The following is a 25417-nucleotide window of genomic DNA, read 5'->3' as shown; positions in this document are numbered from 1 at the left end:
CTATTTATTCGCTTTAGCCCAGTTGTCCCGAAGCGTAACTGTTCTGTTAAACACGGGTTTTCCCGGAAACGAATCTTTTATGTCAGCACAAAAATAGCCGAGTCTTTCGAACTGACATGTGAACCCCGGCACCACATCCCTAAGATAAGGTTCGAGTTTGCAATTATTTAGCACGGTGAGGGAATTTTGATTCAGATTATCTGTCCATTCCTTCCCTTCGTCAGGTCTGTTCGGGTCAACATGATCAAACAACCTGTCATAAAGTCTGACTTCAGCATCAATTGCATGTTTTGCAGAAACCCAGTGTATTGTACCTTTAACTTTACGACCATCAGGTGAGTTCCCGCCTTTGCTTGCAGGATCATACTCACAGTATATTTCAACGATTTCACCGGTTATTTCATCTTTTTTGAATCCGGTACACTTCGCAAAATAAGCCCATCTCAGACGAACTTCATTACCGGGGAAAAGTCTGAAATAACCCTTGACAGGTTCTTCCATAAAGTCTTCCCGCTCGATGTAAAGTTCTCTGGAAAACGGTACCTTTCTGCTCCCTTTTTCCGGTTCTTCAGGATTGATGGTAAATTCCATCTCCTCCGTCTGATCCTCGGGGTAATTGGTAATTATCACCTTAAGCGGATTAATTACAGCCATAGCCCGTTCAGCATGTTTGTTCAGATCTTCTCTTATGGAGAATTCAAGAAGTGCGACATCAATAATCGACTCTCTCTTCGCAACGCCTACGCGGTCGGCAAAATTTCTTATCGCCTCGGGTGTGTAGCCTCTTCTCCTTAGTCCGGCGATGGTCGGCATCCTTGGATCATCCCATCCGTTAACAAATCCTTTTGTAACCAGCTCGTTCAACCTCCGTTTGCTCATGATTGTGTAATTTAGATTCAAACGGGCAAATTCAATCTGCTGCGGGTGGCAGGGCGTTTCAAGAGTATCCAAAACCCAGTCGTATAACGGACGGTGGTCTTCAAATTCCAGTGTGCATATCGAATGTGTGATCCCTTCCAGCATGTCAGAAAGGGCATGAGCATAGTCATACATCGGATAGATGCACCATGCATCACCTGTACGATGATGATGAGCCCGCATGATTCTGTAAATAACAGGGTCACGCATATTAATGTTGCCTGAACTCATGTCAATTTTGGCTCTTAGGGTTTTTGAACCATCAGGAAATTCACCGGCTCTCATTCTTCTGAAGAGGTCAAGATTCTCCTCAATACTCCGGTTTCTGTAGGGACTTTCCTTTCCCGGCTCTGTCAGGGTTCCGCGGTATGCTCTCATTTCTTCGGGTGAAAGTTCACAAACGAACGCTTTTCCTTTTAATATAAGTTGTTCAGCAAAATCATACAGCTTCTCAAAATAATCGGATGCGTAAAAAAGTCCGTCACCCCAGTCAAATCCGAGCCATTTCACATCTTCCATGATGGAATCCACATACTCTGTGTCTTCCTTGCTGGGATTTGTGTCGTCAAACCTCAGGTTGGTCCTGCCGTTATATTCGATTCCGATTCCAAAATTGAGGCATATCGATTTTGCATGTCCGATGTGCAGGTAACCGTTCGGTTCAGGTGGGAATCTGGTGAGTACTTTTGTACCGTTCTTTCCTGTACGCAGGTCTTCATCAATTATCTGTCTGATAAAATCTCTGGGAGCAGAAACTTCTGTATTATTATTGTTTTCCAATTCTTCCGGCATGTTATTCTTTTGCTAAATATTTAATAAATGAATCCAAATTTACATAATTTGTCTCTAAGTTCATAAGCAAAGCGATTTGCCGGAGAATGGTCGGATGCACCTCTCCCGTTGGAGACTTCCGGAAACCTCCAGGGAAATTTCCCTGCGACTTCTTTTTAGGGGGCAGTTTTTCCTATTTCAACAAGTATGCGGTAAATATACCGTTCCACTTCCCTCCATTACTTGTTTTGCCTTCAATATTCCTTCCATCACCGGATAAAGAAAGTTTGTATGAGTCAAGGGCTATTATCCCGAGCGGGTCTTCCTCTTTATAACCTGACATCTGAATTTCATCGCCCGTTAGAGTTCCTTCAAGAAACTCGACGGCAATCCTGTCGATGTATTGTTGAAATTTTCCGGGCTTGGTGGCTTTGAGCTGCCAGACGAGTACCGCTTCGAATTTTGAACCGCCTGTGGAATTCATGACAAGTGTGCCGGCAAAGGAAGTACTGTTATTGTCAGTCCAGTTGACCGACCAGGCTCCGTTCAGCCTTTCGGAGTGTTGTGCGCTGATCTCAAAAAAGAGAATCAGGAAAAGAAGAGTTGTAACTTGTGCGAATCGTTTCATTTTATTCCTCATGTATGGAATTTAACACATTACAATAAACCTATTCTCACGCACTGATAATGTAACAATTATTCTCGCAATGTCAATGAATTTATGTTTTTTTGTTTTGTGTCTTGGTTTTCTACCCACATGTCGCCACAAGGGCTCTTTTGAAAGGGGTCACTTGATTCTACACATATGTCGCCACAAGGGCTCAAATTCCCTCTGCGTTAATCTGTCCAATCTGCGTGTATCTGCGTCCCCTGCCCACATGTCGTCACAAAGGCTATACCCGTCGCCAGGACAATCGAGACGATTGTCGCTCCTTTTCCGATATCGGGGTTTGTTCACTATCTGTGGAATCCGTGAAGAATCTGTGCAATCCGTGGAACTATAAAATTCCCTCTGCGTTAATCTGTCTAATCTGCGTGTACCTGGTCCGCTGAGGCGGATCTGCGTCCCCTCAAACCCCTCTTTTTCAAAAATTTTTCCCGAAATTTGAATTTTTTTATATAGTTTATAAACGGAGATTAGAAAAAATCTGAAACTGCAAATATTTAAATTTTGGTATAGATATGAGCCAAAGAATACAATCGTATGAAGTAATGGAAAACATCGGGTATGGTGGAATGGCAAAGGTCATGAAGGTGCGCCACCACATCACGGGTGAGATTCGTGCCATGAAAATGCTCTACGAACAGTTTGCCATCGACCCCCACATGAGGGAACGATTTGAAGAAGAGGCGAGAAACGCCGGCAGACTTCGCCATCCTAACATTGTTCAAGTATATGATTATATAACGGAGGGGAACTACCTCTGCATTATTATGGAGTATATCGATGGTAAACCACTTTCAAAAGTGATCGGCAAGGAAGTGGGACCAATCGTCCCCGAAGTGGCAATTCCTATCTTTATGCAAATAGCATCGGCAATCGAACACGCACACAATCTTCCAAAACCCCTGATTCACCGCGACATAAAACCTTCCAACATCCTTATTACCACAGACAGAACAGCAAAAGTTACCGACTTTGGAATCGCCAAAGTACTGGGTGGTGACAGTCATACTGCAACAGGAACGATGCTAGGCACACTTGAGTATATGAGTCCCGAACAAATGAACGGTAAGGATGTGGATCAAAGAAGTGATGTTTACAGTCTGGGGATGACTCTATATGAAATGCTCGCGGGAAGACTCCCTTTTGGCTTCGGTTCCCAGGATTCAATGCTCGATAAAATCAGGGTGATTAATCAGTCAAAGATTCCCGATCCAAGAGATTACTACCCGCACATCCCTGAATATCTTGTGGAAATTATTCGCAAAGCGATCCAAAAGGACAAAAACCTGAGATTCAAATCTGTCTCCGATTTTATTGAAGCGATCGAAATAAGGGCACATGTCTCTTCACCATCTCTCGAAAGTTTTGCTCCTGAAAGCGAGGTGAATCAGGAAATCAAAAAAGAGGAACCGGTATCCCGGAACCATCGCAATTCGGAAACCGCTGCTCAACCCGACTGGTCAGGTAAACTGACTGAGGATGATGTTACTAACGAAGAAGACGAGGAGGAAGAAGAAGAAGAAGAATCAGGCAGTGGCTCTTTCTATCCTCTGGTTATTTTCCTTGTCGCTGTCATCGGCGGTCTCATTTACCTGATCATTCAGCTCTTAAAACATAAAAACTAAACTTATGGACGCAGTACTGTAATAATGTGCTGTTCGGAACATTTGTACCCTCGGTTCGTGGGTATCAACCTGAAATTCTTGTAAACCTTTACATTAGAATCTTTTCTCAGTTTCCTGTCGAAAGTGGAATGGAATTCGGTTATGTATGCTGAAATGGAACCACTGTCAAATTCATATGCAACCAGATCTGTAAAGTAGTGGTCATTCGGGTCTGTGTTATCGAAAAATTTAAAGAGTGTACTCCTCATCTTTTCCCGGTCGAAAGTATTTTTTCCGTAGATTGCGGGATATGAATAAAGGTCTGCCAGTTCTTCCGTCAGCTCTTCTTTATTGCCTCTGCTGTATTCATTGAAAAAAGCCCATATCTCCGACAATTTCCTGTCGTCTCTCACCCTTGTGGAATCGGGCTTCCTCTCTTCCACTTGCCTTTCATATCCGCTGGTCGTGTCAACGACTGGAGCTTTAACCGACTCGGTTTTAGCTTCCTTATTCCCTTCTTTATTTGTGGTTACCACAAAGAGGGCAACGACAATAAGGAGTAATACAATGATTATTCCCATCAAAATCATTACAGTTTGATTCTGTTTTGCTCGCATAAATCCCTAACTCCATTTCTGATACAAATTCATAAGATGTAGTAATATTTCCGGTCAAAAACAATGATCGATTTACGATTTAAACATAAAAAAATTTTTGATCAGAGCAAGAGTTTAATAAAATTTTAGCTGATTGAACAGGCTTTGCAGATTCCGGTGGCAGAAATCTCCAGCGATTTCACACTGTATCCATCCGGAATATCAAGTTCAGGCTGTTTGTGGTAGTTGAGGCAGAAGGTTTGTCCACACGACGAACACAGGAAGTGGATGTGGCGGTCTTCGTGACGGTGGGTGTTACAAGAACCGGATGAACATAAAGCATACAGAACAGTGCCGTCACCTGTGGCTATCTGATGAATGATACCCTCTTCCACAAAGGTATTCAGAGTGCGGTAAACCGTCACCCTGTCAAAATCATCACCGATATTCTCCTTTATCTCTTTACACGACAAGGCGGTGGATTTATCAAGAAGTGCCGATACAATCTCTTTTCTTATTGTGGTGATTCGAACTCCATGCGACTTCAGCAGTTGTTCCGGTCGGTTGCTCATATATTCTTTTTCTTTTTTTACTCTGCAAATGTAATATTTTTATTTTATTTTTGCAACATTGTTGCAAGAATGACAAATTCTTTTTACATTTGTAACAACAAAAACAATTTTTCCGGAAAAAAGTGAAATTTAACCATTTGGAACACAACAAGATTCATAACATAGACAAGACAGGTATTACCGTATCCACTCTCTGCCTGATTGAGTGCACCTTGAGACCTGTTATTCTCACCGCTCTCGCTTTGAATAATGTCGGTGGATTTCTCCATGATCTCCTCGCTCTCCTTGTGATTCCCGTTTCCGGTTATGCTGTTTATAAAGCATGGATTTCTCACCGGAATCTTTTTATTATCTCTCTACTTGCCATCGGAACAATACTCATTGTCTCCTCCTCTCTTCTGCTCGGTGATGCACACGACCACGGCCATTCAGGGTTCGAACTGAACACTCATCTGATAATGGTTATTGCCGGAGGTATCTCCATGATTACGGCACACATTATGAACACAAAATACTGCAATTCCTGCGCTGTCTGAGCTGTTTCTCACCGGGGAAGGAATAGTAATTCCATCCATCCTTGATTAAAACAGTTTGTCACTTTTTAATAAAAATACATACCCTTGCCTGATTACATTCCCGTTTTAATTTTTGGAAATAATGGAAGAAAAGTTCCTCTTACGAAATGTCTATAGCACAAAAGGCGTTTCGCATCTCGCTGCTAATATAAAAGCTGTCTATAATGAGTTCGATGATAAAGGATTTTGCTCCGTCGTCAACTCAAAACTTGAATCTCTCGGATTTGGTGACAGAGGAAATCTCATCTCGAACTCGCTTGACCGGTTCCTCCCCAAAGACTTCGAAAAAGCTGCAAATATCCTTTTGAAGGCACTGCCACCCGCGGGAAGTGAAGAATTGAAGGGGTATGAAGGTTTTATTATTATACCTCAGGCTGGTTTTATCTCAAGAAACGGAATGGATTATTTCGATCTTTCGATAAAAGTTCTTTTCGAAATGACACTAAGATTCAGTACTGAAAACGATATCAGACCTTTCCTGATCCGTTACCCCGAAAAAACCATTGCCCGGTTGAAGGAACTTGCCCGTCACCCGCATGCTCTCGGCAGAAGACTCGCAAGTGAGGGTACAAGACCCAGACTCCCACTGTGCGGCAGACTCGATATTTTCATCAAAGACCCCTCGCCTGTCCTCGAAATTCTTGAAATATTAAAAGACGATCCCGCTCTCGTTGTCAGACGGTCAGCGGCAAACAACCTGAATGACATCTCAAAGGACAACCCGGAAGTGGTCGTCGAGACTCTCACTCGATGGAAAAAGAACGCTTCACCTGAACGGGAATGGCTCATAAATCATTCGTTGAGAACGCTCTATAAAATGGGACATCCCAAAGCTCTCGAGCTGCAGGGTTACCCTGTACAAACGGAAATATCACTAAACAGCTTTTCCATCTCGAAAAAAGCTATCTCACTCGGTGAATCCCTTGGTCTTGATTTTATTCTCGAAAATAAAGGTGATTCTCCTGTAAAACTGATGATCGATTACGGTGTCCATTTCAAAAAAGCCAATGGAACCAATAAACTAAAAGTTTTCAAATTGTCTAAAAAGACACTTGAACCCCGGCAGCAGATTAAATTTAAAAAATCTGTTCCGTTCGTTCCGATAAACACCCGTGTATTCTATCCGGGTGATCATATTATCGATTTAAGGGTAAACGGCAATGTTCTCGGAAGCTGCAACTTCCATTTGTCGCTGTAATTATTGAACCATTTCTCGCTTGAATGAAGCGATATTTTTAATTAACTTTAGAGTTGCGTTTTTCAAGCTTTAAAAACCCCCAAAGGAGATATATGTATATAACTTTCTTCAAGTCCTTCAGAAATGTGGCTCTTACAGCCCTGCTGGTGGTCTTCTCACTTTCCGCCACCGTCTTCGCACAGCACACAGGAGTAAATCTTGATACTGTAAAAGCCGGCAAATTTGATACAGGAAGGATGTGGACTTTCGACTTCCCGCCTACTGATCACTTAAAATCAACCTACAACTTTTCACCCGATGATGAGTGGTACAGCAATGTAAGAATGTCTGCACTTCGCTTTGCCGACTATTGCTCTGCTTCATTTGTTTCCGCCGACGGTCTTGTAATGACAAACCATCACTGCGGCAGGGAGAGCATAACCGGAGTCTCCAAAGAGGGCGAAGACCTTCATAAATCGGGCTTTTGGGCTTCTACTCTCGCTGAAGAAAGAAAAGTTGACGGACTCTTCGTTGAACAGCTCGTTTACATCGAAGATGTGACCTCCAAAATCCGCGAAGCCATGGATTCCGGTACCACCGATGACGAAAAACTGAAAACCAGAGACGCCAAGAAAAAAGAACTCGTCGAAGAACTTAAAAGCAAAGGCTTAAAAGGACAGGTTATCACCTTCTTCAACGGCGGTAAATATTCCCTTTATGGTTTCAAAAGATATAATGATGTTAGACTCGTATTCGCTCCCGAAGACCAGCTCGGTTTCTTCGGTGGTGACCCCGACAATTTTACCTACCCAAGATATAATCTCGACTGCACCTTCTTCCGTGTTTACGATGAGAATGGTCAACCGTTAAAAACCGATCACTACTTCAAATGGAGCACAAACGGCGCCATGACAGGTGAACCGGTTTTCGTAGTAGGTAACCCCGGAAGCACCAACAGACTTTATACTGTCTCCATGCTCGAATCGCAGAGAGATTACACAACCCCCGTTACCATTGGATTTTTGAAATCACTCGTGAATTCATATTCAAAATATCTTGAATTGAAGCCTGAAAAAGCTTACGAAATGAACGATCAGCTCTTTAGCTTTGCCAACGGCTTAAAAGCCACCAACGGTCAGCTCGAAGGGCTCCTTAACCCTGTCTTTATGAAGAAAAAACAGGACTGGGAAGCAAAATTTAAGGCTGCAGTTATGGCTGATCCTAAACTCGCTTCCGAATATGGCGAACTTTGGGACAAAATTGCAAATGGCAGAAAAAAAATGAATGAAGTTTTCAACGAACTGAATGCATTCAGAGTAAGACCGATGATCTTCTCACAATATTTCCTTACTGCTTCAGGCATCATTGGTGCCGCCAAAAAAGGAAACAAACCTGAACTTACAGTATTCCCCGATGACTTCGATCAGACGATGTCGGAACTTCTCTTAAAAGAAAACATCGCTTTTATCAGCGGACTCATCGGTACGAACCACCCTGCATTCATCGCCCTCACAGGCGGAAGAACAGGTGATGAAGCCGTTAAATACCTCCTCGAAAAAAGCAGACTTACCTCCAAGGAAAAAGTTGCTGAATTTCTGAGTATGGAAGTTGAAGATATTCTGAAATCAGACGATCCGTTTATCAAGTACGCTCTTCTCGCTCAGGAAAAAGTAAAATCGCACAGCGATATCGTAAAGAAATCGCAGACCGAGGAAGCCGTTTTTCTTGAGAAACTCGGCAGAGCTGTCTTCGAAGTTTATGGTACTACCATTCCACCGGATGCAACTTTCTCACTCAGAATTTCTGACGGTGTTGTAAAAGGTTACGACTACAACGGAACCACCGCTCCTCCGATCACTACCTTCTACGGTCTTTACGACAGATACTTCAGTCACGGTAAAAAATTCCCATGGAACCTCCCCGAAAAATGGGAAAATCCACCTGCAGAATTTGATCTGAGTGTTCCGTTCAATTTCGTTTCAACCAACGATATCATTGGTGGTAACTCCGGTTCCCCTGTTATCAACCAGAAAGCTGAAATTGTCGGTCTCGCTTTTGACGGCAACATCGAAAGCCTCCCCGGTCAGTTTATTTTTGACGAAACTGCAAACAGAACCGTGTCTGTTCACTCGTCAGGCATGTATGAAGCTATAAAAAATCTTTATAAAGCTACCCGTCTGGCAAATGAACTCAAAAAAGGAAAACTTGATTAATCTCTGATTGATCATTACTCCCCCGTTTTTATAAGCTGTCGCCCGCCCGGGTGACAGCTTTTTTTATTTCAAGACCCCATATTCAGGCTATTTTCATAATTCTGATCAATTAATTCTGCAATTTTTCTTATATTTCACTTGTATGCAAAAAAACATTTAATTAGGAGCAAAAGATGGCACTTTTTACAGGTGGCAAGAAACTTGAAAAACTTACACAGGATAATGAGAAACTTACAAAAGAAGTAGCCAAGTTAAAACAACTGCATGACAAAATCTCCCGCGAAAGCAGCGAATTAAGGATGGAGAAGGGGAACCTTCTTATCGATATCGAAACCTTAAGATCGCAGCTCAATACTTTCATGGAGAAATATGTCGATGTCGAGGAACTCGAGAAAAGAGCCGAAGAACTCAAAAGTGAAATCGCCGGTCTTGAGTCAGGCAGTCGGATTCCTGCTGAAGCCACCATCGCATACGATGAAATTCCGCTTCATCTCCGCTCTGAAATTGAAGAACTGGAAAGAAGAAGAGCGGCGCTCCAGACTGAAATTAATACCAAAGAAGCATACCTTGAAAAACTGAACCAGCAGTTCGACCTCCTCGAGCAGGCTACCCTTAATGCCGCTCCGGTTGCTCCGGCACAGATTGCTGACCTCTCCGAATTGAATTCGGAGCAGGAAACCCTGCAGGAGATTATTCTCGACCTCCGTAGATCAAAACACGAACTCGAGGCAGAAATCGCCGAACTGCAGTCTCAAAAATCAAGTCTCGAAATGCCTCATTTCACTCCTTTTGTTACAGAACCCGAGCCGGTGTCAGTTGTAGACAATTCTGAGGAATTGTTCCGGCTCCGCACTCAACTCGAAGAAAAGGAACTGCAGCTTAATCAACTTCAACAGCAACTCTCCGAGGAACTCGCTGACAGAAATCTCGAAATCAGCTCCTTAAGGTCACAGATTGAAGAAAGAGACCGTAAGATAGCATCAATGGGTCTCGATGGCATCAGCATTGAACCATTTGAGTCGCCCGAACTGCCTTCTTATCTGACAGGTGATTCAACTCCCGAACCGGTGAGTGAAACATCAGATTTCAACAGGTTGGAGCTTGATGAAATCATCTCCCAAAAAGACTTGCAGATCGATAACCTTCAGGAAACAATCGCATCACTCCATCAGGAAATTGAGAGTTTACAGGAGCTCATTCTCACCATGGAAGAGGAGAAAGCAAATGCTCCTGTTCAGGAAGTCGATTTCGAATCTCCCGATGGTGAGCCGCTTAATCCACCGGTTGAAAACAGTGAATTTACGGTGCCCGAAGTGGAAGACACTCCCCTTCCTCTCGAAGAAACTATTGTTGATGAGGAAGCTTTCCAAATGCCCGGGTTCGACGGTAGCACTCCGCCTGAATTCCCCGAAGGATTCGATTCGGAACAAACAGCAGCGTTCATGGAGCAGTTTGAAGCTGAAATGGAAAACATTAAACAGCTAAGACTGGCACACGACACCCTGCAGGAGGAAAACAGTGAACTCGTTGCCAGACTGACCGAAAGTGAGTCCCACCTGATCACAGCCAACAAGTTGCTTACAGACCTCCAGCAGGAGAATGAAAGATTAAATCAGGAAGTGGAAGCTCTAATTGAAGAGGTTGATGCACTTAAATCGCAATCTGCACAGATGTACCAGCCTGAGCATGCCCCGTCATCCTTCGATGAAAAGGAAAAAATTCTCTCCGATTATCTCGAGAAACGGGAGAAGCTCAGCAGCGAAGTTTCATCCCTGAAATCGGAAATTGACAGACTCTCATCACTCGCAAAAGCACAGAATGATGAACTGAATTCCATGAACGAGGAGTTACAATCGCTTCAGGAAAAAAGATCGGAAGCACTTCTGAATCTCCAGCAGTTCGAGGAGAAAAAATCACTTCTCACCAAAGAAGTGATGGAACTCGAAAATACAAAACTGTCGGTTGCAGGCGAGGTTACCAATCTCAACGATACCCTGAGTGACCTGGAATCATCATCGAAAGTCCTCGAAGAGAAACAGCTTAAAACAGAGGAACTCGTGCTCGAGGCTCTCCGCTCATTCAATCAGGAAATTGTTTCGCTCCGTGAGCATCAGACCAAACTCAGAACTGATATCATGGAGAAGGAAAGACTCAAATCGCAGAAGGAATCTGATATCGAACAACTCGATCTTCAACTGGGTGAATTAAAGTCGGAAATCAAAATTGCCGAGAAAGACCTCACTAATATCCGGCAGCACATCCACAGCCTGAAAGAGGAAAAAGATCAGTTGAACAAAAATCTCTTCGAGCTCAAAGACACCGAAAAACGGATGAACCTGATTGTTCAGGAGCTCAAGAAAAACCGTGAAAACCTCAAGGAAGAGAATAACGAGCTCGAGAGGAAACTCTCCTCGATGTTCAACAGCTTCTCGAAACGGCACGCCGATCTTGAAGGAAGAAGAGCATCACTCGAAACTGCGATAAAAGAAAGACAGTCTGATCTCACAAATTTGCAGGATGAAATTGAGAATGGCTCGATCATGCTCAACCGTGTGAAGTCTGAGCTGCAAAGCCTGGAACATCAGAAAAACGATCTCGTAAACAGTATCGAAAAACTGAAAAAAATTGAAAAAGAAGCCCACGATTCAAACAATGAATTTTAAGCGCGGTGCTATCCATGGATGAAAATTTCGACAGCGGATCTATGTCCCCTGATACAAATAACCAACTCGACATTAAAAAACTGGAGCTCGACAGACTCAAAACCGAAGAGGAACAGCTTGTTGCGAAAATAAAAAAATTGCAACAGAACCTCATTGACCTTGAGACCAAGGAGACCGCCCGTCTAAGCAGCTTTAAGTCGCTCTATTCCAAAGAACGAGATATGCTCCTCTCCGAGGTTGAGGCTTTGAAGCAGGAAAAAGCTCTGCTTGAACAAAAGAATTCGGAACTCAGCGAAAAAATTGACAACAATGAGTCCAGACTGATTGCTCTTATTTCCGACCTTGGAAACAAGACCCGCTCGGTCGCTGCTCTCGAGGATTACCTCCCGCAGTTGCAAAAATCCGTCGAGAATAAAGAGAGAGATTTCAACTCCATTCTCAATAATATCGAATTAAATGAAGAAAAACTGCTCCACCTCTCCAAGAGACTTGAAAATGCAAATCGCGACCTCGATATCAGAAAAATTCAGCTCGAGTCGTATGAAGCTTCCATCTCAAGCTCACAACAGACCGTAAATGAGCTCGAAGATAAAATCACAAAATATGAAAATCTCAAAAACGAAATCTTCAGAAATATTAAAAATGCCCTCCTGAAGGAAAGCGCTCTGAAAGAAAAAACCGCTCGATTAAAGAAGCATCTCAATTCCCTCGAGGAAAACAGATACGAAATCGAGTCAAATATCCTGAAGACCGAAGAACATTTTATTACCATGGCTTCTGCGTACAAGCAGGAGATAAGCGATCTGAAGGTTAAGGTCCGCGAAATTTCGAAAAAACTGATTGACAAGGAGCTCATCCTTTTTAGAAAATCAGAGGAAATTGCAAAAAAAGAGAAGGCAATCACCAACCTCGAAATCGAATTCCGTTCCATCGTTTATCGTGTAAAATCGGGCAATGAGGAGGTTGAATCAATTTCTGCCAGAAAAACAAAATTGCAAAATGAAATAATCGAACTCTCGGCACAAAAAACCGGTCTCGAAAATTCGGTTAATGCAACATTGTCCGAACTTGACAAAGCCGGCGAAAAATCGCATGAGACGGAGGAAAGCTTCCTCAAGGTGATACAAAGCTTCAAAGAAGAAATTGAAGCCCTTAGAAGAGCCCGTGACGAAGCCAGCAACGAATATTCACTCATCGAGCAGAGGCTCTCTCTCCTCAAACTTGAGTCCCAAAAATCGGAAAGATCAATTTCCGGTATCATCCTCGAGAATGATCAGCTCGCTGCCGAACGAGATATCCTCAGTAACGAGATAACCAAACTGGTCGAACTAAAAACCCGGCTCGATTCTGCAGACCCCGAAAACATCGAGGAAAACATCGAATCGCCTGTGACTTCTGAAAGTGAACTCGAACCTGAGAAAAAAACGGATCAGGACGAAGAAGAAGTGAAAGAGAGGATTATGCCTCCCTACGGATACAGTGGCATCGACAAGGAGCTGCTGAGTTACCTGTCGTCAGAACTCAAGGATTTCGGAAGCGAGTCGATAAACAAAGAGCTCGAAAGTCTGACTGCCGCTCTGATTGACGGCAATGAAGCTTCACCCGAACCCGAAATAAAGATCCAGACTCCCGCCAATTCGGAGGAATTGAAGGATTTAATAAAAAAAATTAACGAATCTCCCGATGAAGAAGGAGAAAAATAAAGAATCTGTTTGTTTATTTCTGATTCCATTGTTATCTTAGTGTCTTGAATTTTTTAAATTCCCTCGGCGGGGTAGCTCAGCAGGTTAGAGCAGTGGAATCATAATCCACGTGTCGGGGGTTCGAGTCCCTCCCCCGCTACCATATTTTTTTGGAGAAAAAATGTTTACCTTTTTTAGTATCGTTATCATACTCTTGGCTGTTTTCCTTATACTGGTTGTTTTAACACAACAGTCCAAGGGAAGTGGTTTGACTGCGACTTTCGGTGGTGGAAGTGTTGGTAGCATGTTTGGTACACGCCGTACGGCTGACTTTCTTTCTAAAGCAACCTGGGTAATGGCTGCTACAATTGCCATTCTTACCATTCTCGTTAATGGTTTCTTCCTTCCGACCGGATCAAGTGCTGAAAGCGTTATCCAAAAGGGCGGATCAAATCAGACTGCTCCCGCAAATCCAGGTGGAAATCAACCCGCTAAATAGTATTAAAAGTTTATTGAAAAAAAGGCTGCCCAAAAAAGGCAGCCTTTTTTTATAGCTTGTCGATAAGCAGATTAAATATCTGATCCTGCAGCGCCCTGTAATAATCAGGGTAACCGTATGTATAATTGAAGAAAACAGCTCCTATCATATCCCTCCCCCTCTTCGTCTTGAAATATCCGCTTAATGTAATAACACCCGAGAGAGTACCTGTCTTCCCTTTCAGATTGTTGTCACCGTTTGCCTGTTCCATCCGGGAACGCAAGGTACCATCCACACCTGATATACTGAGAGTTGAAAAGAACTGCGATCTGAAAACCTGATTCCCGTAAATGTACTCATAAATTTTTACTATCACACCAGTCGGGATTTGATTTCTCCTCGACAAACCACTTCCATCAGCAAGAATTGTCCCTTTCAAATAGGCACCCGACTCATTCAAAAAACCGATACAAAGCTTTATTCCGTTCTTTGTATTTCCTCTCTCTCCGTTTACTGCGGCACTAATCAGCTTCATTGTATATTCAGCGTAAAAATTGTCACTCCGCTTGTTCACGATCTTCAGCAACTCTGCAAGCCGCACTTCCGAAGTTACCACAAGGCTGCAACCACGGGGCATAACTCCTGAAACCGCATTACCGTCAATTCTTATCCCCTCTTTTTCGAGGGCAGCTTTCAATTTTTCAGCTATCGCAACGGGAGGTGTGGTGAATTTGTTTCCTGTTATCCAGATGTTTTTGTCGAGAACAAGTGCCGAAAGAGGATATGTCTCGTAATCATACTCGCCGCTCCCTACATACTGCGACCTGCTGTAAAGGTCATCAAAGTAACTGTCATCACCGATTATATTCCCGGTTATCTCTCTTACACCACTTTTCTTGAATTTGGCAACAAATGTTTCCAGGTCCTTCGTGGTGAAGAGCGGATTCCCCAATCCTTTTATGTACAGATCGCCCGTCAGTACTCCTGTTGTGCTTATACTTCCCAAATACCTTAGTTCGGTAGCCAAAATGAAATCCCCGCCAAGCAGGTGAAGTGCCGCCGCACTTGTTACCACTTTGGTATTGGATGCAGGAATCATAACATTCCGGTGGCCGTATGTGTAAACCGTATCGTTTGTCTCGGCGTCAACTACAAGAATCGACCACTGGGTTCCGGCAGGCATTGCAGTGAGGATATTGTTTATCCCCGAGCGAACATCCTGGTACTGCGCCAAAAGGGGGAGGGAAAGGAAAAGAAATAGTGTAATGAAATAATTATTTTTTAATTTTAGCCGCAAAATCGATTTTCACAGGTTTATTTATAAAGTTTACTTATTTAACTTTAAAGATATGAATTATTGTTTTTATTGAAAAACATAAAATAGAGGAAACAGTGGATATGACAAGAAGACCACCTAAATCTTATAAAAATGAAGAATTTCTGAACTCATCCGAAGGCAGAACTGTAAGAATTCTTTCTGAATACCTCGACCCCGAAGCTAAATTCAAAAGAAATAAAATTACCAATACTGTTGTTGTTTTTGGATCTGCCAGAATCAAGCCGTTGGAAGTGGTTCTTGACAAGGCAAAGCAATTGGAGAATTCCGGAAACGCGACCGAAGAAGACAAAAAGCAACTCGAAAGAGAGCTCGCTTCAGCAAAATATTATGAAGATGCTGTTGAATTTTCAAAACTCACGGGAGAATACCTTAACTCGCGAACCACCGAAGATAAAGGCTTTGCTATTGTTACAGGCGGAGGTCCCGGAATTATGGAAGCTGCCAACAAGGGAGCAACCCTCTCAGGATGCAAATCCGTAGGCCTCACCATCAGCCTTCCAAAAGAAGAAAGCATGAACGACTATGTGATTGACGAACTGGGATTCGAGTTCCATTACTTTTTCATGAGGAAATTCTGGTTCGCATATCTTGCCAAGGCTGTCGTTATCTTTCCGGGAGGGTTCGGCACTCTCGATGAGATGTTCGAAATTCTCACACTGGTTCAAACCAGAAAAATGACAAAGGAGATGAAGATTATTCTCTATGGAAGTGATTTTTGGAAAAACCTGATCAATTTTGATAAACTGATTGAGGTGGGCACCATTTCACCCGAGGATGTCAATATTTTTGAGGTACATGATACGCCAAAGGATGCATTCGAGTCACTTAAGAAGTACCTCGATGCCCGGCTTATCAAATAGAATTTATACTGAAGAAGGGGCTTGCATAAACTGCAGGTCCCTTTTGTGTGAAGAATAGACTAAAAAAGGTCTGTGTCGTTCTATCTTCCGATAAAAAGACACAAACCCGTTATAAAACCTTATGAGAACTGAAGGATAATGTTAATCCTTGTTGTCAGTCCTGTGAGCTCTTCTCTCCGCTTTAATCCTCTCAAGTCTTTTCTTGATTGAAGGTTTAACGAAGAATGTCCTCTTCTTAAATTCTTTTAATATGCCCGAGCGTTCATATTTCTTTTTGAAGCGCTTTAACGCTTTATCTATAGATTCGTTCTCTTGTACAGTAATGCCTATCAAGCGAATACCTTTCTTAATTGATGGAAGCTAATAACTTTTTAATACCTTTACTCTGAAATTCAACAGTAAGCGATATCTTTGTTGGTGAAAGTTTGGACTTCGACTTTACAACCCCGAAATCTTGCCATTCTTTATGATAAAGAACAACGCCTACTTCATAGTCTTTGGCCGGCGAGTAGTCAACTGCCTCACCCATGTCAATGTCTTTTACCGATATCTTGTCGTCTCTGATGATATCATCAACAGAAATAACAAGTTTGTTCTTGCATTTTTTGCAGTGTGCCCAGTACATGTCTTCGCCAAAAGCCTCTCCCGCGGGGGTAGAGATTTCCATCTTGGTTACAGATGCGCAGGTTCTGCAAAATGCTTCTATGTTTTTTGTAAGTCGTGCCATATAAATTAAATTTTAGCTTTAAAATATACGGAAGATTTTCCCCTTTTTCAAGTAAAAAGGGGAAAATCATCTGTGTTAAAACTGTTTTTTTTCTCTTTTTTTGTATTTATCACCGAAAGAAGGCTTGTCAGACTTCCTTTCGCGGGAATTAAACTCTTTAAAGCGTCTGGAACCGTCTCCGCCGGCTGCACTTTCAGAGCTTCCACCCTGTCCGCGGTAACCGCCTGAAGAACCTTCAGAGCTTCTTTTTCCTTTGTAACCACCACCCGATGAGCCCTCGGAACTGCGGCTTCTGTTGAATCCGGAACCGGCTTTGTCACCTTCGGAACTGCGGCTTCTGTTAAAGCCTGAACCGGTTGATGATGAACCTTCGGAACTGCGACTGCGGCCATATCCTGAACCACCCGAGGATGATCCTTCAGAGCTTCTTCCTCTGCCGCCACCGTATCCGCCGCCGCCACTTCTGTTGCCGCCTTCAGAGCTTCTGCTTCTGTTGCCGCCTCTGTAATTGCTTCTTCCGCCTTCGGAACTTCTGCCACGATCGCCACCAAATGATGCTCTTCTTGGTCTGTCATCCGAACCGGATTTGCTCTTACCCTCTGAAATTTCGACTGAAATGGTTCTCCCTTTGTAATCTTTTCCACCGAATGAATTCATGATCACATCGGTAAACTCGGAATCCGCTTCGAAGAATGAGAAGTTCCGCTGAAGTTCAATGTCACCAATCTGTATATCGGAAAATCCTGTGTACTCGTTAACGAGTCCCATGAGGGTTCCGGGTTTCAGATTGTCGGTTTTTCCAAGATTAATAAAAAATCTTGTGTAGTTCACATCAGATCTTGAATTCTTGCCTGTCGATTTTCCCTCTTTCGGTGTGGCAAGTTCCGCACTGTTTTTGTAGTAATCGAGGAAACGGTTAAACTCAACCGAAACGAACTTCATTATCAGTTCTTCCCTGTCGAGCCATTCAAGTTTTCTGTAGATTTCGGGCAAAAATGATTCGATCTGAGTATAGTCAACTTCCACTTTTTCCATTCTGTCAATCAGGTGGAAAAGCTGTTTTTCGCAGATTAATTTACCGGCAGGAATCTCTTCAAAGGTAAACTTTTTATTAATCTGTTTTTCGATGCGGCTAAGAATGTGTTTCTCTTTTGCGTTGGAAATAACAATCGAAGTCCCTTTTTTTCCGGCTCTGCCTGTTCTTCCGCTTCTGTGTGTGTAGAGTTCTATCTCTTCGGGAAGGCTGTAGTTGATAATGTGTGTAAGGTTGTCAACATCAAGACCTCTCGCAGCAACATCAGTTGCAACCAGAATCTGCAGGTGTTTTATTCTGAATTTGTTCATTACCTGGTCACGCTGAGCCTGACTCAAGTCACCATGAAGTGCATCAGCATTATAACCGTCTTTCATCAAAAGATCTGCCACTTCCTGGGTTTCTCTCCTTGTACGGCAAAAAACAATACCGTAAATCTCGGGATAAAAATCCACGATTCTTTTCAGTGCAAGATATCTGTCTTTTGCATATACCTGATAGCAGACATGATTTACATTCTCGGCACCTGAGTTTTTCTTTCCGACTGTAATTTCAATCGGGTCTTCCATATATTTTTTAACAATTCCGGTAATTTCTGAAGGCATGGTTGCAGAGAAAAGAAGCATGTTCTTGTCAGCAGGTGTTTCTGAAAGTATCGCAACGAGTTCATCTCTAAATCCCATGTTCAACATTTCATCAGCTTCATCAAGAACAACAGTCTCAACTTCGGAAATGTTTACTTCTTTACGATGAATCAGATCGAGTAATCTGCCCGGAGTGGCTGATATTATCTGAGCTCCGTCTTTCACTAATTTTATTTGTCTTTCGATGCTCGCTCCGCCAAACACTGCGGCAATTTTCACACCTGTTTTATATTTTGAGTAGTTTGCAAGATCATCGGCGATCTGTAGGCAAAGTTCTCTGGTCGGACTTAATATAAGTACCTGAATCTTTTTCTTTGCAGTATCAAGATTCTGAAGTATCGGTATGCCAAACGCTGCGGTCTTTCCGGTACCTGTTTGTGCAAGGGCTATAATATCCCTGCTGTTATCTTCCAAAAGTAATGGTATTACTTGTTCCTGAACTTGAGTGGGCGTTTCAAAGCCAAGTTCTGTGATGGCTTTAATGATGCTCTCTTCAATTCCAATTTCTTTAAACATAAAATCCTTAAAAGGTTGGCGACCGGCGTAAGACCCCGAACGGGAGTTTGTAACTCTGTTGTCGTTCTCCGTTTTCTATACGGAATTGCGGGATACTTGCTGATCAAAATAAATAAATGTCAAACCCGAGGCAGAAACTTCCGAGCCGGAAGTGTACAAGTTGATAATAAAACGAATAGAAAGATTTGATTGTCGGGGGATACCGTGTTTTTTGTCTTTATGGAAAGTTTTATACACCAATTGCCGCTCTTGCAGGCTGTTTCGAGGAAATTTTAATTTCCAGCACCTAATATACTAATTATTCCACACATAAACTAATTTCAGGGAATGTCAGAACTCCGGAACCTCAGAACCTCAGTATCTCGGAAGTTCAGAGGCTCTGAAACTCTGAGGTTCTATTTCACAAAAAGCATCTTGTCCGAGCGGATGAAAACCGGTTTCAGGTTTGCATCCCTTACTGTGAGGTTGTAGAAATATACTCCCGATGCCATGTCATTCATCGTTCCTGTCTTTCCCGGGGTGAAATCCCTCTCGTGCTCTCCTGCAGGTAGCCAACCATTGTTCAATACCGCAACGGTTGACCCGTTTACATCGTAAACCCTCAGGATAACCTCTCCGGGTTCTTCAAGCCTGAATCTTATTGTTGTGGATGGATTAAATGGATTAGGGTAGTTTTGGTAGAGTACCACTCCCTTGGGTGTAAGTTCTCCACCTTCTGCGATATCAGTCAGTACCACCGTTACACTGTCCCATTTGCTAACAAGACCCTGATTATCCTTCGCTGTAATTTTGTATGTATAGTTTCCTGTCGGGTCAGAGAGTGAATCGGTAAACATTGTGTCTCTGCCTGAGTATATTCTGTTTAATTCTCCCGGGATGAAATACGGGTCTCTCCCCCTGTGAAGTGAGAATGAATTGAAATCCGCCTCTGTACCTCCCCGCCAGTGAATCTCCATCCTCCCCTCGCCTTTCAGGAGAGTGCCGGAGGCATCCCCACGGGAGGGTAAAGGGGGTGAGGTAACAAGAGTAAACCTCGGTTTTTTGGGTGCAAGATCGAGATATTCGTATCTCTGACCATAGGGACCTCCATACCTTCCGATGTCACTTCTGGTTCCGTCAACATCAAGGATGGTCGGGTCACCGGCATCAATGAGGGGGGAATACATCCGAAGACGGTAGTTGCTACTGTCGGTGCCTTCATACATCGGGTCATACGAAGTGTAGATCAGAGTATCGGGATCAAGTTTTGAAATGTCATTGGAAATTGTGCCGTTGCCGTAGAAGTTGTTGTAACTGATGTTGCCATGGACCACGCCCTCCTGGCTGAGGTTAAATACAACTGTGCATGAGTCAATTGAATTATTGAGAAAGGTTAAAGGTGTATTTGAAGTATATGGCTGTATTGCAACCTTATGTTTGTTGATTATGTTATTTTCTATCTCTCCTCTGGCATATTCAATTCCAATTGACCCCGGTCGTCCATTAGCTATTAAATTGTTAAAAAAGGATGCAGTACTCCCTCCTAATATGCTCAAATAAAGACCTGTCATATCGCTAAGTAAAACCAAATTATTTTTAAATACTCCATAATTTACCATGAATCCAAAAGTCGATTTACTTATATAATTATTAGCTATATTCAGAGTTGAGGTGCCGGGCGAGTAACTTGTTTCAAAGGCAATCTCGGCACCTGCGATCAGATTATTTGATATTTCCCCCCTACCTGACCAGATTGTCAAAGACTTGTAAAATCTGCCTGAAAACTTATTGAAGCGAATTCTTACATTTGCACTTCCACTTATTACATCCACCCAAACCGCTTTATGATCTGTTGAGGAAGTGATTGTTCTAATCGTGATATTCTCAAAAATGAGATTATCTCTCATTCTGAAGGCGTAAGATGTTGTAAATTGAGGAATATTTTTCATATCCACAACGCAACTGTCAACATCAACACCGATTATCGCAAGGTCTCTCCCTTGGTGTTCTGATACCACCTGTTCCCTGTAGATACCCGTCCCGATCAGTATCGTATCTCCGCTCTCACACATGTCAACAACTTTCTGTATGCTGTCAGATGCAGTCGCCCAGGTGGTGTACGGATACACAGGCGTGGGGTTACCCGCTTTCACATAGCGGATGGTTGGTACAACAGCCCGACCGCTCCCTGAATGAGGAGTCCGTCCGGAGTGACCCTTCTCAGCAATCTCATCTTTTTTGTTGTGGTATCCCGATTTATTATCGCTGTTCGTCTTACTGAGCATTTGGCTGTTCTTCAGCGCAAAGCGTTCCAATATTCTTTCCTTGTCTCTACCATAAACATACCAGATTAACCTGTCCATCACTTCAATATTATCGATGTAAAGTTCTCCGTGGTTCAATGTGCTGATACCTTCAGGAAGTACAACTGCATACGATATATTCATCGATTTTATGCTTTGCGGATCGATTGTACCGGATGAACTGTTATTGAAACTGCTTATTATCCGCAAATCGTATGGAAGAATGATCAGCGTAAAAAACTCATCGGACAAATCTTCCCGTTTTACTTCCTTCCCCGCCAATGTGACGGTTGTCGTCTTTCCTGATATGTCTGTCAGGTTCAGATTCACCCGTAATGAACAAACAGTGATGTTCGAATCAGGCCTTCCTCCTCCCTTTAACTTAAATTGTGCCAGATATTGTATCAGCATTGAATTTGGAAGTCCAGGCAGGTTTGTAAATCTGTAATCCCTTTCCTGATAAATGAAAGGACCTTCAACGAGTGTGATCTCCTGGCGGGTTTTGTTGCAGGCTGTGTCTGTCAGAGACCTTTCAGATAATTTGGTTTTGACATAAATCCCCGATTGATCGCTTATGACGGTTGTGTAATTGGAGTCACGGTTCATTCTGACAGTGCTGGAAAAATTACCACCACTGCCTCCTTCTGCTTCCCAAACATTATGGATACCGTGAGAGAATAGTTTCTCCCAGTCAATTTGCCTTTCATCGGGTTCAGATACATTCCAAAAACTTGTTTGTGCAAAATTTTTCCCGAAAAGTATCCCGTTTGGTACCTGTGATTTTATGGTTTGTACCAAAACGATCGTAAAAATAACACAACTTAATAAACTGTATCTACAGGTCATTGATCCGTCTTCTTTTGGTTTTTATAAATTGTTGAACCCCGGTACCTCAGAATCTCCGAAGTTCTGAAACTCTGAAGTTCTGAGGTTCTATTTCACAAAAAGCATCTTCCGGCTCTGAATATATACGGGGATGTCCCTCTCACTTTCAACCACATTGATGCGATAGATATAAACCCCGCTCGCAACCCCTCCGGATTTACTCCCCGGTGCTGCAAGATCTTCCGCGTTTACCGTCAGCGAATAATATCCCCCCTCCTGTTCCTTGTTTATCATCGTCTTCACCAGTTCACCACTCGAGTTGTAGATATCAAGCCGTACCCTCGACCTTGTTTTTAGCTTGTATTCTATCGTTGTAGAAGGGTTAAAAGGATTCGGATAGTTCTGATAAAGGTGATAATCTTCTGAAATAATATCTCCCTCATCAACCGATACGGGTACTATTCCCGTCTCCTCACTCGCATCACTCTTTAGATTCTGGTTATCTACTGCCTTTACCTTAAAAAAGACAGGTTTGTTATACGGTTTCTTGTGAACGAAGTTAAACAGTGTATCTGTACCGTTCCAGATTATCTTCGTTGTGTCGGGGGTAAATCCTCTTGTGCTGTCGGCATATACCTCATATCTGTTCAGGTCTGATTCCGTGTTTGGTCTCCAAGAGAGTTCATAGATTCCCTGTGTACCCGTGGAGCGGAGTTTCACTCTCGCCGGAACGCGGGGAGCATAATCCTGATATGTGTAACTTTCACCAAAAGGTCCGCCGTAGAAACCGATGTCGCTTCTCGTACCGTCCTTGTCGAGTATCGTTGAGTCTCCCGCATCTATAAGGGGGGAGTACATCTGGAGATGAAAATCGATGTCGGGGAAGTCACCGTAATCCTTCACAAACATCGGATTGACATACAGATTCCCGCTGTTGACAAGTGGTGGCTGGGTTCCGCTAATCGGGGTGGGTACATTCCAGAAACAGTTGTTGTTTACCTTCAGATTGGGAGAGTTGTTCCAGATACCTTTATCAAACCCGTAAACCACATTATTGGTAAAGGTTACATTGCCGGAGGAGACCATGAAGTCTTTGCGGTATTCCCTGGCAGGACCCTCTGAAATGCAAAACACATTGTTGAAGAATGACATTGTGCCGTTTGCAGGGACAAATGTATTGATGTCATTATTATATGACCTTGTGTAAAACAAATTATTCGAAAACTCAACGATTGGGTTGATGGAAAAGATGTTACTGTATAACTGACTATAAAAACTGGATGATTGGAACGGTTTGATAAAAATGTTATTTGTGATCAAAATATTTGGATATTTCAGATAGTTTATGATGAAATTTTCCATTGAATACAGTGGGTGGACCAGTACATTGTCGCAGAGTTTAATTGAATCAATATTATTTGCATCTATTGAAGTCAAAAGAAATGTATGAACATCCCTCATAATAGTGTTTCCAATCACCCCCCTCGCGAGTGAGACACCTGATAAGAAATTGATCAACTTACAATATCGTACCAAAATCCCGGATGCGATTCCGGATAAAGGGTTATCTTCGAATGCTATTTTAATTAAGGAGTCATTTATTTCAGTTGAATTACCTATTAATGTCAAATTCAGCACAGTTAATGAATCAGCTAATTCTACAGCTGATTTCCGGAACGAATTTGTTGATTTAAGACCCGAACAATTTATTACTGTCGATTCCATTTCTTCACCAACAATTGTGAGGAAAGGTGGTATATTCCGAAGGTACTCCCTGTACACCCCCGAACCAACATAAATTGTGTCACCTCTTTGACATACATTAACACATTTCTGAATGCTGTCAGATGCAGTTGCCCAGGATGTGTAGGGCGGTTGTGGGGTCGGATTGCCCGCTTTCACATAGCGGATAGTACCATGCACATTTGTTATGAGACTGCATAGCAATACAGCAAACAGGAATGCAGTCATTTGGTATCTCTTGCAACAGGAATCATCTGGGGGCAATCTTTTCGTCATATCTGTCCCCGCTTACCTCTCATGCCGCAAGATGATATTATTGGATGATGTCCGTAGAGGGCTCCGCCGTTTCTTAAAAGGTTGTACCAGTCCCTCTTTGTAAAGATATGCGATTGATTCCCCGAGTATTTGTATCGCATCATAATTATCCACTGAATTGGGAGCCGGTATTTCAATTTCATAATCCTCGACCCGGGATGTCATAGAAGCATTTATGTTATCATCAGTTTGTAATGATTTAAGATAATAGAAGAGACGGCTCATTCTTTCTGAACTTCCTGTCGGCGAAAAGTATTTTTCCCAAATAAACGAATCTGAAACTTCAATGCTCTCAACAGCGTAGAATTCACGGGTGGTTTTGTTTTCCAATTCGAACTCTATTCCCAGAAGTTTCTTTCCGGAGGTGTGGTTTCCGATAAACTCAACAGGGGAGGTGTTGTCTTCAAGAAAGCCAAGTTTATAAGAAATGTAGCAAAGATTTGTATTAACCAGTTCCCCTGAACGGACTGCATGAGTTATCACGGAATCCTTCACCAGACCCCCGTCTTCAAAGTGAATGATTACTTTTGCAAGACAAAGAGTATCATAAGGTCTTCTGATCCTGTCCCCGTTCGACAGTCTTCTCAAATGGAAATCAACTCTGTAGCTGATGGTATCAAGGCACCACTCATTTGCCGGTACCCTGTATCTGGTAACCTGTCTGTAGCCTCTTTCTTCCCTGTACGGAGAGGATTGCCAAACCGAAGGTCCGTATATTATCTTTGAGTTTAAGGGTGCATTCAGGTTGGTCCGGTAATATTTCCCATCCAGAAGGGTGTCTTTGCCTGATTCATGACGGAGTTCGAGACGATGGGCACTTGGGTCTGGTTTGAAGGCTTTCCAATTCTTGTGATATGCATTGGAAAAATAAAAAATCCAGTCCATACTGTGTATTCGCTCTGCACTGAAGAAATTGAAATTTTCAATCCTGCTTTGTGGAAAACCCGATACCATCATGAAAACCATCAAGAACAAGGTCTTGACTATAAATTTGTTTCTGTTTATCATATTAATTCCTGCGAATAAAAAATAACTTGTGCCTGAAAATAATCAATTTTTGGGAAAGAGAAAGTTTTAGAACTCCGGAACTTCAGTATCTCTGAGGTTCTGAAACTCCGAAGTTCTGAGGTTCTGCATGGCTATTTGATACACAATGAGTACCGGGAAACAAAAAAAGCTGCCCCAAATCTGAGACAGCTTTAAATCAAATTGATGAA

Annotated in this window: 19 protein-coding genes and 1 tRNA gene; 9 read left to right on the top strand and 11 right to left on the bottom strand. The window is 42.7% G+C overall.

Features of this window, described 5'->3' with window-relative positions; genetic code table 11:
* Nucleotides 1-1710 carry a glutamine--tRNA ligase/YqeY domain fusion protein gene (locus J0L60_06355; protein MBN8545738.1) on the bottom strand — a complete coding sequence of 570 codons (1710 nt, stop codon included), beginning with the start codon at nt 1708-1710 and terminating at the stop codon, nt 1-3.
* 172 nt (nt 1711-1882) lie between these two features.
* The gene (locus tag J0L60_06350; GenBank protein MBN8545737.1) at nt 1883-2317 is read right to left on the bottom strand and encodes a hypothetical protein; all 435 of its coding nucleotides are present in this window, start codon (nt 2315-2317) and stop codon (nt 1883-1885) included.
* Between the two features lie 554 nt (nt 2318-2871).
* Here J0L60_06350 and J0L60_06345 point away from each other — a divergent pair.
* Nucleotides 2872-3981 carry a serine/threonine protein kinase gene (locus J0L60_06345; GenBank protein ID MBN8545736.1) on the top strand — a complete coding sequence of 370 codons (1110 nt, stop codon included), beginning with the start codon at nt 2872-2874 and terminating at the stop codon, nt 3979-3981.
* 2 nt (nt 3982-3983) lie between these two features.
* On the opposite strand, the gene J0L60_06340 is transcribed toward J0L60_06345, so the two are convergent.
* On the bottom strand, nt 3984-4577 hold the full coding sequence (locus J0L60_06340; GenBank protein ID MBN8545735.1) for a hypothetical protein: 594 nt from the start codon (nt 4575-4577) through the stop codon (nt 3984-3986).
* A gap of 125 nt (nt 4578-4702) precedes the next feature.
* Nucleotides 4703-5128, bottom strand: a complete 426-nt coding sequence (locus J0L60_06335) for a transcriptional repressor (protein MBN8545734.1) — start codon at nt 5126-5128, stop codon at nt 4703-4705.
* A 122-nt stretch (nt 5129-5250) separates the two neighbouring features.
* Between J0L60_06335 and J0L60_06330 the strand changes: the two genes are divergently transcribed.
* The 7 genes from J0L60_06330 (at nt 5251) to secG (ending at nt 13937) form a co-directional block, all read left to right on the top strand.
* Nucleotides 5251-5664, top strand: a complete 414-nt coding sequence (locus J0L60_06330) for a MerC domain-containing protein (GenBank protein ID MBN8545733.1) — start codon at nt 5251-5253, stop codon at nt 5662-5664.
* Between the two features lie 121 nt (nt 5665-5785).
* Nucleotides 5786-6901 carry a DNA alkylation repair protein gene (locus tag J0L60_06325; GenBank protein MBN8545732.1) on the top strand — a complete coding sequence of 372 codons (1116 nt, stop codon included), beginning with the start codon at nt 5786-5788 and terminating at the stop codon, nt 6899-6901.
* 92 nt (nt 6902-6993) lie between these two features.
* Entirely contained in the window at nt 6994-9093 is a 2100-nt protein-coding gene (locus tag J0L60_06320; protein MBN8545731.1) for a S46 family peptidase, read from the top strand.
* A 173-nt stretch (nt 9094-9266) separates the two neighbouring features.
* Nucleotides 9267-11756 carry a hypothetical protein gene (locus tag J0L60_06315; GenBank protein ID MBN8545730.1) on the top strand — a complete coding sequence of 830 codons (2490 nt, stop codon included), beginning with the start codon at nt 9267-9269 and terminating at the stop codon, nt 11754-11756.
* Nucleotides 11757-11770: 14 nt separating this feature from the next.
* The gene (locus J0L60_06310; protein MBN8545729.1) at nt 11771-13459 is read left to right on the top strand and encodes a hypothetical protein; all 1689 of its coding nucleotides are present in this window, start codon (nt 11771-11773) and stop codon (nt 13457-13459) included.
* A gap of 65 nt (nt 13460-13524) precedes the next feature.
* Nucleotides 13525-13601, top strand: a tRNA-Met gene (locus tag J0L60_06305).
* Between the two features lie 18 nt (nt 13602-13619).
* Entirely contained in the window at nt 13620-13937 is a 318-nt protein-coding gene (gene secG, locus J0L60_06300) for a preprotein translocase subunit SecG (protein ID MBN8545728.1), read from the top strand.
* A 49-nt stretch (nt 13938-13986) separates the two neighbouring features.
* On the opposite strand, the gene dacB is transcribed toward secG, so the two are convergent.
* Nucleotides 13987-15213 carry a D-alanyl-D-alanine carboxypeptidase/D-alanyl-D-alanine-endopeptidase gene (gene dacB / locus J0L60_06295; GenBank protein ID MBN8545727.1) on the bottom strand — a complete coding sequence of 409 codons (1227 nt, stop codon included), beginning with the start codon at nt 15211-15213 and terminating at the stop codon, nt 13987-13989.
* Nucleotides 15214-15308: 95 nt separating this feature from the next.
* On the opposite strand from dacB, the gene J0L60_06290 reads away from it, so the two are divergent.
* Entirely contained in the window at nt 15309-16115 is an 807-nt protein-coding gene (locus tag J0L60_06290; protein MBN8545726.1) for a TIGR00730 family Rossman fold protein, read from the top strand.
* Nucleotides 16116-16256: 141 nt separating this feature from the next.
* Here the strand turns inward: J0L60_06290 and rpsU are convergent, their stop codons facing one another.
* The 6 genes from rpsU to J0L60_06260 all read right to left on the bottom strand — a co-directional run bounded on the left by rpsU (nt 16257) and on the right by J0L60_06260 (nt 25208).
* Nucleotides 16257-16448, bottom strand: coding sequence for a 30S ribosomal protein S21 (rpsU, locus tag J0L60_06285; protein ID MBN8545725.1), 192 nt, complete (start codon nt 16446-16448; stop codon nt 16257-16259).
* Nucleotides 16449-16461: 13 nt separating this feature from the next.
* Nucleotides 16462-16842 carry a hypothetical protein gene (locus J0L60_06280; protein MBN8545724.1) on the bottom strand — a complete coding sequence of 127 codons (381 nt, stop codon included), beginning with the start codon at nt 16840-16842 and terminating at the stop codon, nt 16462-16464.
* 75 nt (nt 16843-16917) lie between these two features.
* A complete protein-coding gene (locus J0L60_06275) occupies nt 16918-19035 on the bottom strand; it encodes a DEAD/DEAH box helicase (GenBank protein MBN8545723.1) in 2118 nt (705 codons plus the stop codon).
* A gap of 395 nt (nt 19036-19430) precedes the next feature.
* Nucleotides 19431-22115, bottom strand: coding sequence for a hypothetical protein (locus J0L60_06270; protein MBN8545722.1), 2685 nt, complete (start codon nt 22113-22115; stop codon nt 19431-19433).
* Between the two features lie 135 nt (nt 22116-22250).
* A complete protein-coding gene (locus J0L60_06265) occupies nt 22251-24113 on the bottom strand; it encodes a T9SS type A sorting domain-containing protein (protein MBN8545721.1) in 1863 nt (620 codons plus the stop codon).
* A gap of 60 nt (nt 24114-24173) precedes the next feature.
* Nucleotides 24174-25208, bottom strand: coding sequence for a hypothetical protein (locus J0L60_06260; GenBank protein ID MBN8545720.1), 1035 nt, complete (start codon nt 25206-25208; stop codon nt 24174-24176).
* Between the last annotated feature and the right edge of the window lie 209 nt (nt 25209-25417).

The organism is Ignavibacteria bacterium (genome assembly GCA_017302895.1).
Classification (GTDB): domain Bacteria; phylum Bacteroidota; class Ignavibacteria; order Ignavibacteriales; family Ignavibacteriaceae; genus UTCHB3.
Note: the sequence above shows the minus strand (reverse complement) of the source record. Positions and strands in the feature narration are given on the sequence as shown.

Excerpts from the sequence above, each read along its gene's own strand:
- J0L60_06340 (MBN8545735.1), bottom strand. The coding sequence starts at position 4,577 with ATGCGAGCAAAACAGAATCAAACTGTAATGATTTTGATGGGAATAATC.
- J0L60_06355 (MBN8545738.1), bottom strand. The coding sequence starts at position 1,710 with ATGCCGGAAGAATTGGAAAACAATAATAATACAGAAGTTTCTGCTCCC.
- secG (MBN8545728.1), top strand. The coding sequence starts at position 13,620 with ATGTTTACCTTTTTTAGTATCGTTATCATACTCTTGGCTGTTTTCCTT.
- J0L60_06275 (MBN8545723.1), bottom strand. The coding sequence starts at position 19,035 with ATGTTTAAAGAAATTGGAATTGAAGAGAGCATCATTAAAGCCATCACA.
- J0L60_06265 (MBN8545721.1), bottom strand. The coding sequence starts at position 24,113 with ATGACTGCATTCCTGTTTGCTGTATTGCTATGCAGTCTCATAACAAAT.
- J0L60_06320 (MBN8545731.1), top strand. The coding sequence starts at position 6,994 with ATGTATATAACTTTCTTCAAGTCCTTCAGAAATGTGGCTCTTACAGCC.
- J0L60_06260 (MBN8545720.1), bottom strand. The coding sequence starts at position 25,208 with ATGATAAACAGAAACAAATTTATAGTCAAGACCTTGTTCTTGATGGTT.
- J0L60_06345 (MBN8545736.1), top strand. The coding sequence starts at position 2,872 with ATGAGCCAAAGAATACAATCGTATGAAGTAATGGAAAACATCGGGTAT.
- J0L60_06315 (MBN8545730.1), top strand. The coding sequence starts at position 9,267 with ATGGCACTTTTTACAGGTGGCAAGAAACTTGAAAAACTTACACAGGAT.
- J0L60_06350 (MBN8545737.1), bottom strand. The coding sequence starts at position 2,317 with ATGAAACGATTCGCACAAGTTACAACTCTTCTTTTCCTGATTCTCTTT.
- J0L60_06325 (MBN8545732.1), top strand. The coding sequence starts at position 5,786 with ATGGAAGAAAAGTTCCTCTTACGAAATGTCTATAGCACAAAAGGCGTT.
- J0L60_06310 (MBN8545729.1), top strand. The coding sequence starts at position 11,771 with ATGGATGAAAATTTCGACAGCGGATCTATGTCCCCTGATACAAATAAC.
- J0L60_06280 (MBN8545724.1), bottom strand. The coding sequence starts at position 16,842 with ATGGCACGACTTACAAAAAACATAGAAGCATTTTGCAGAACCTGCGCA.
- J0L60_06335 (MBN8545734.1), bottom strand. The coding sequence starts at position 5,128 with ATGAGCAACCGACCGGAACAACTGCTGAAGTCGCATGGAGTTCGAATC.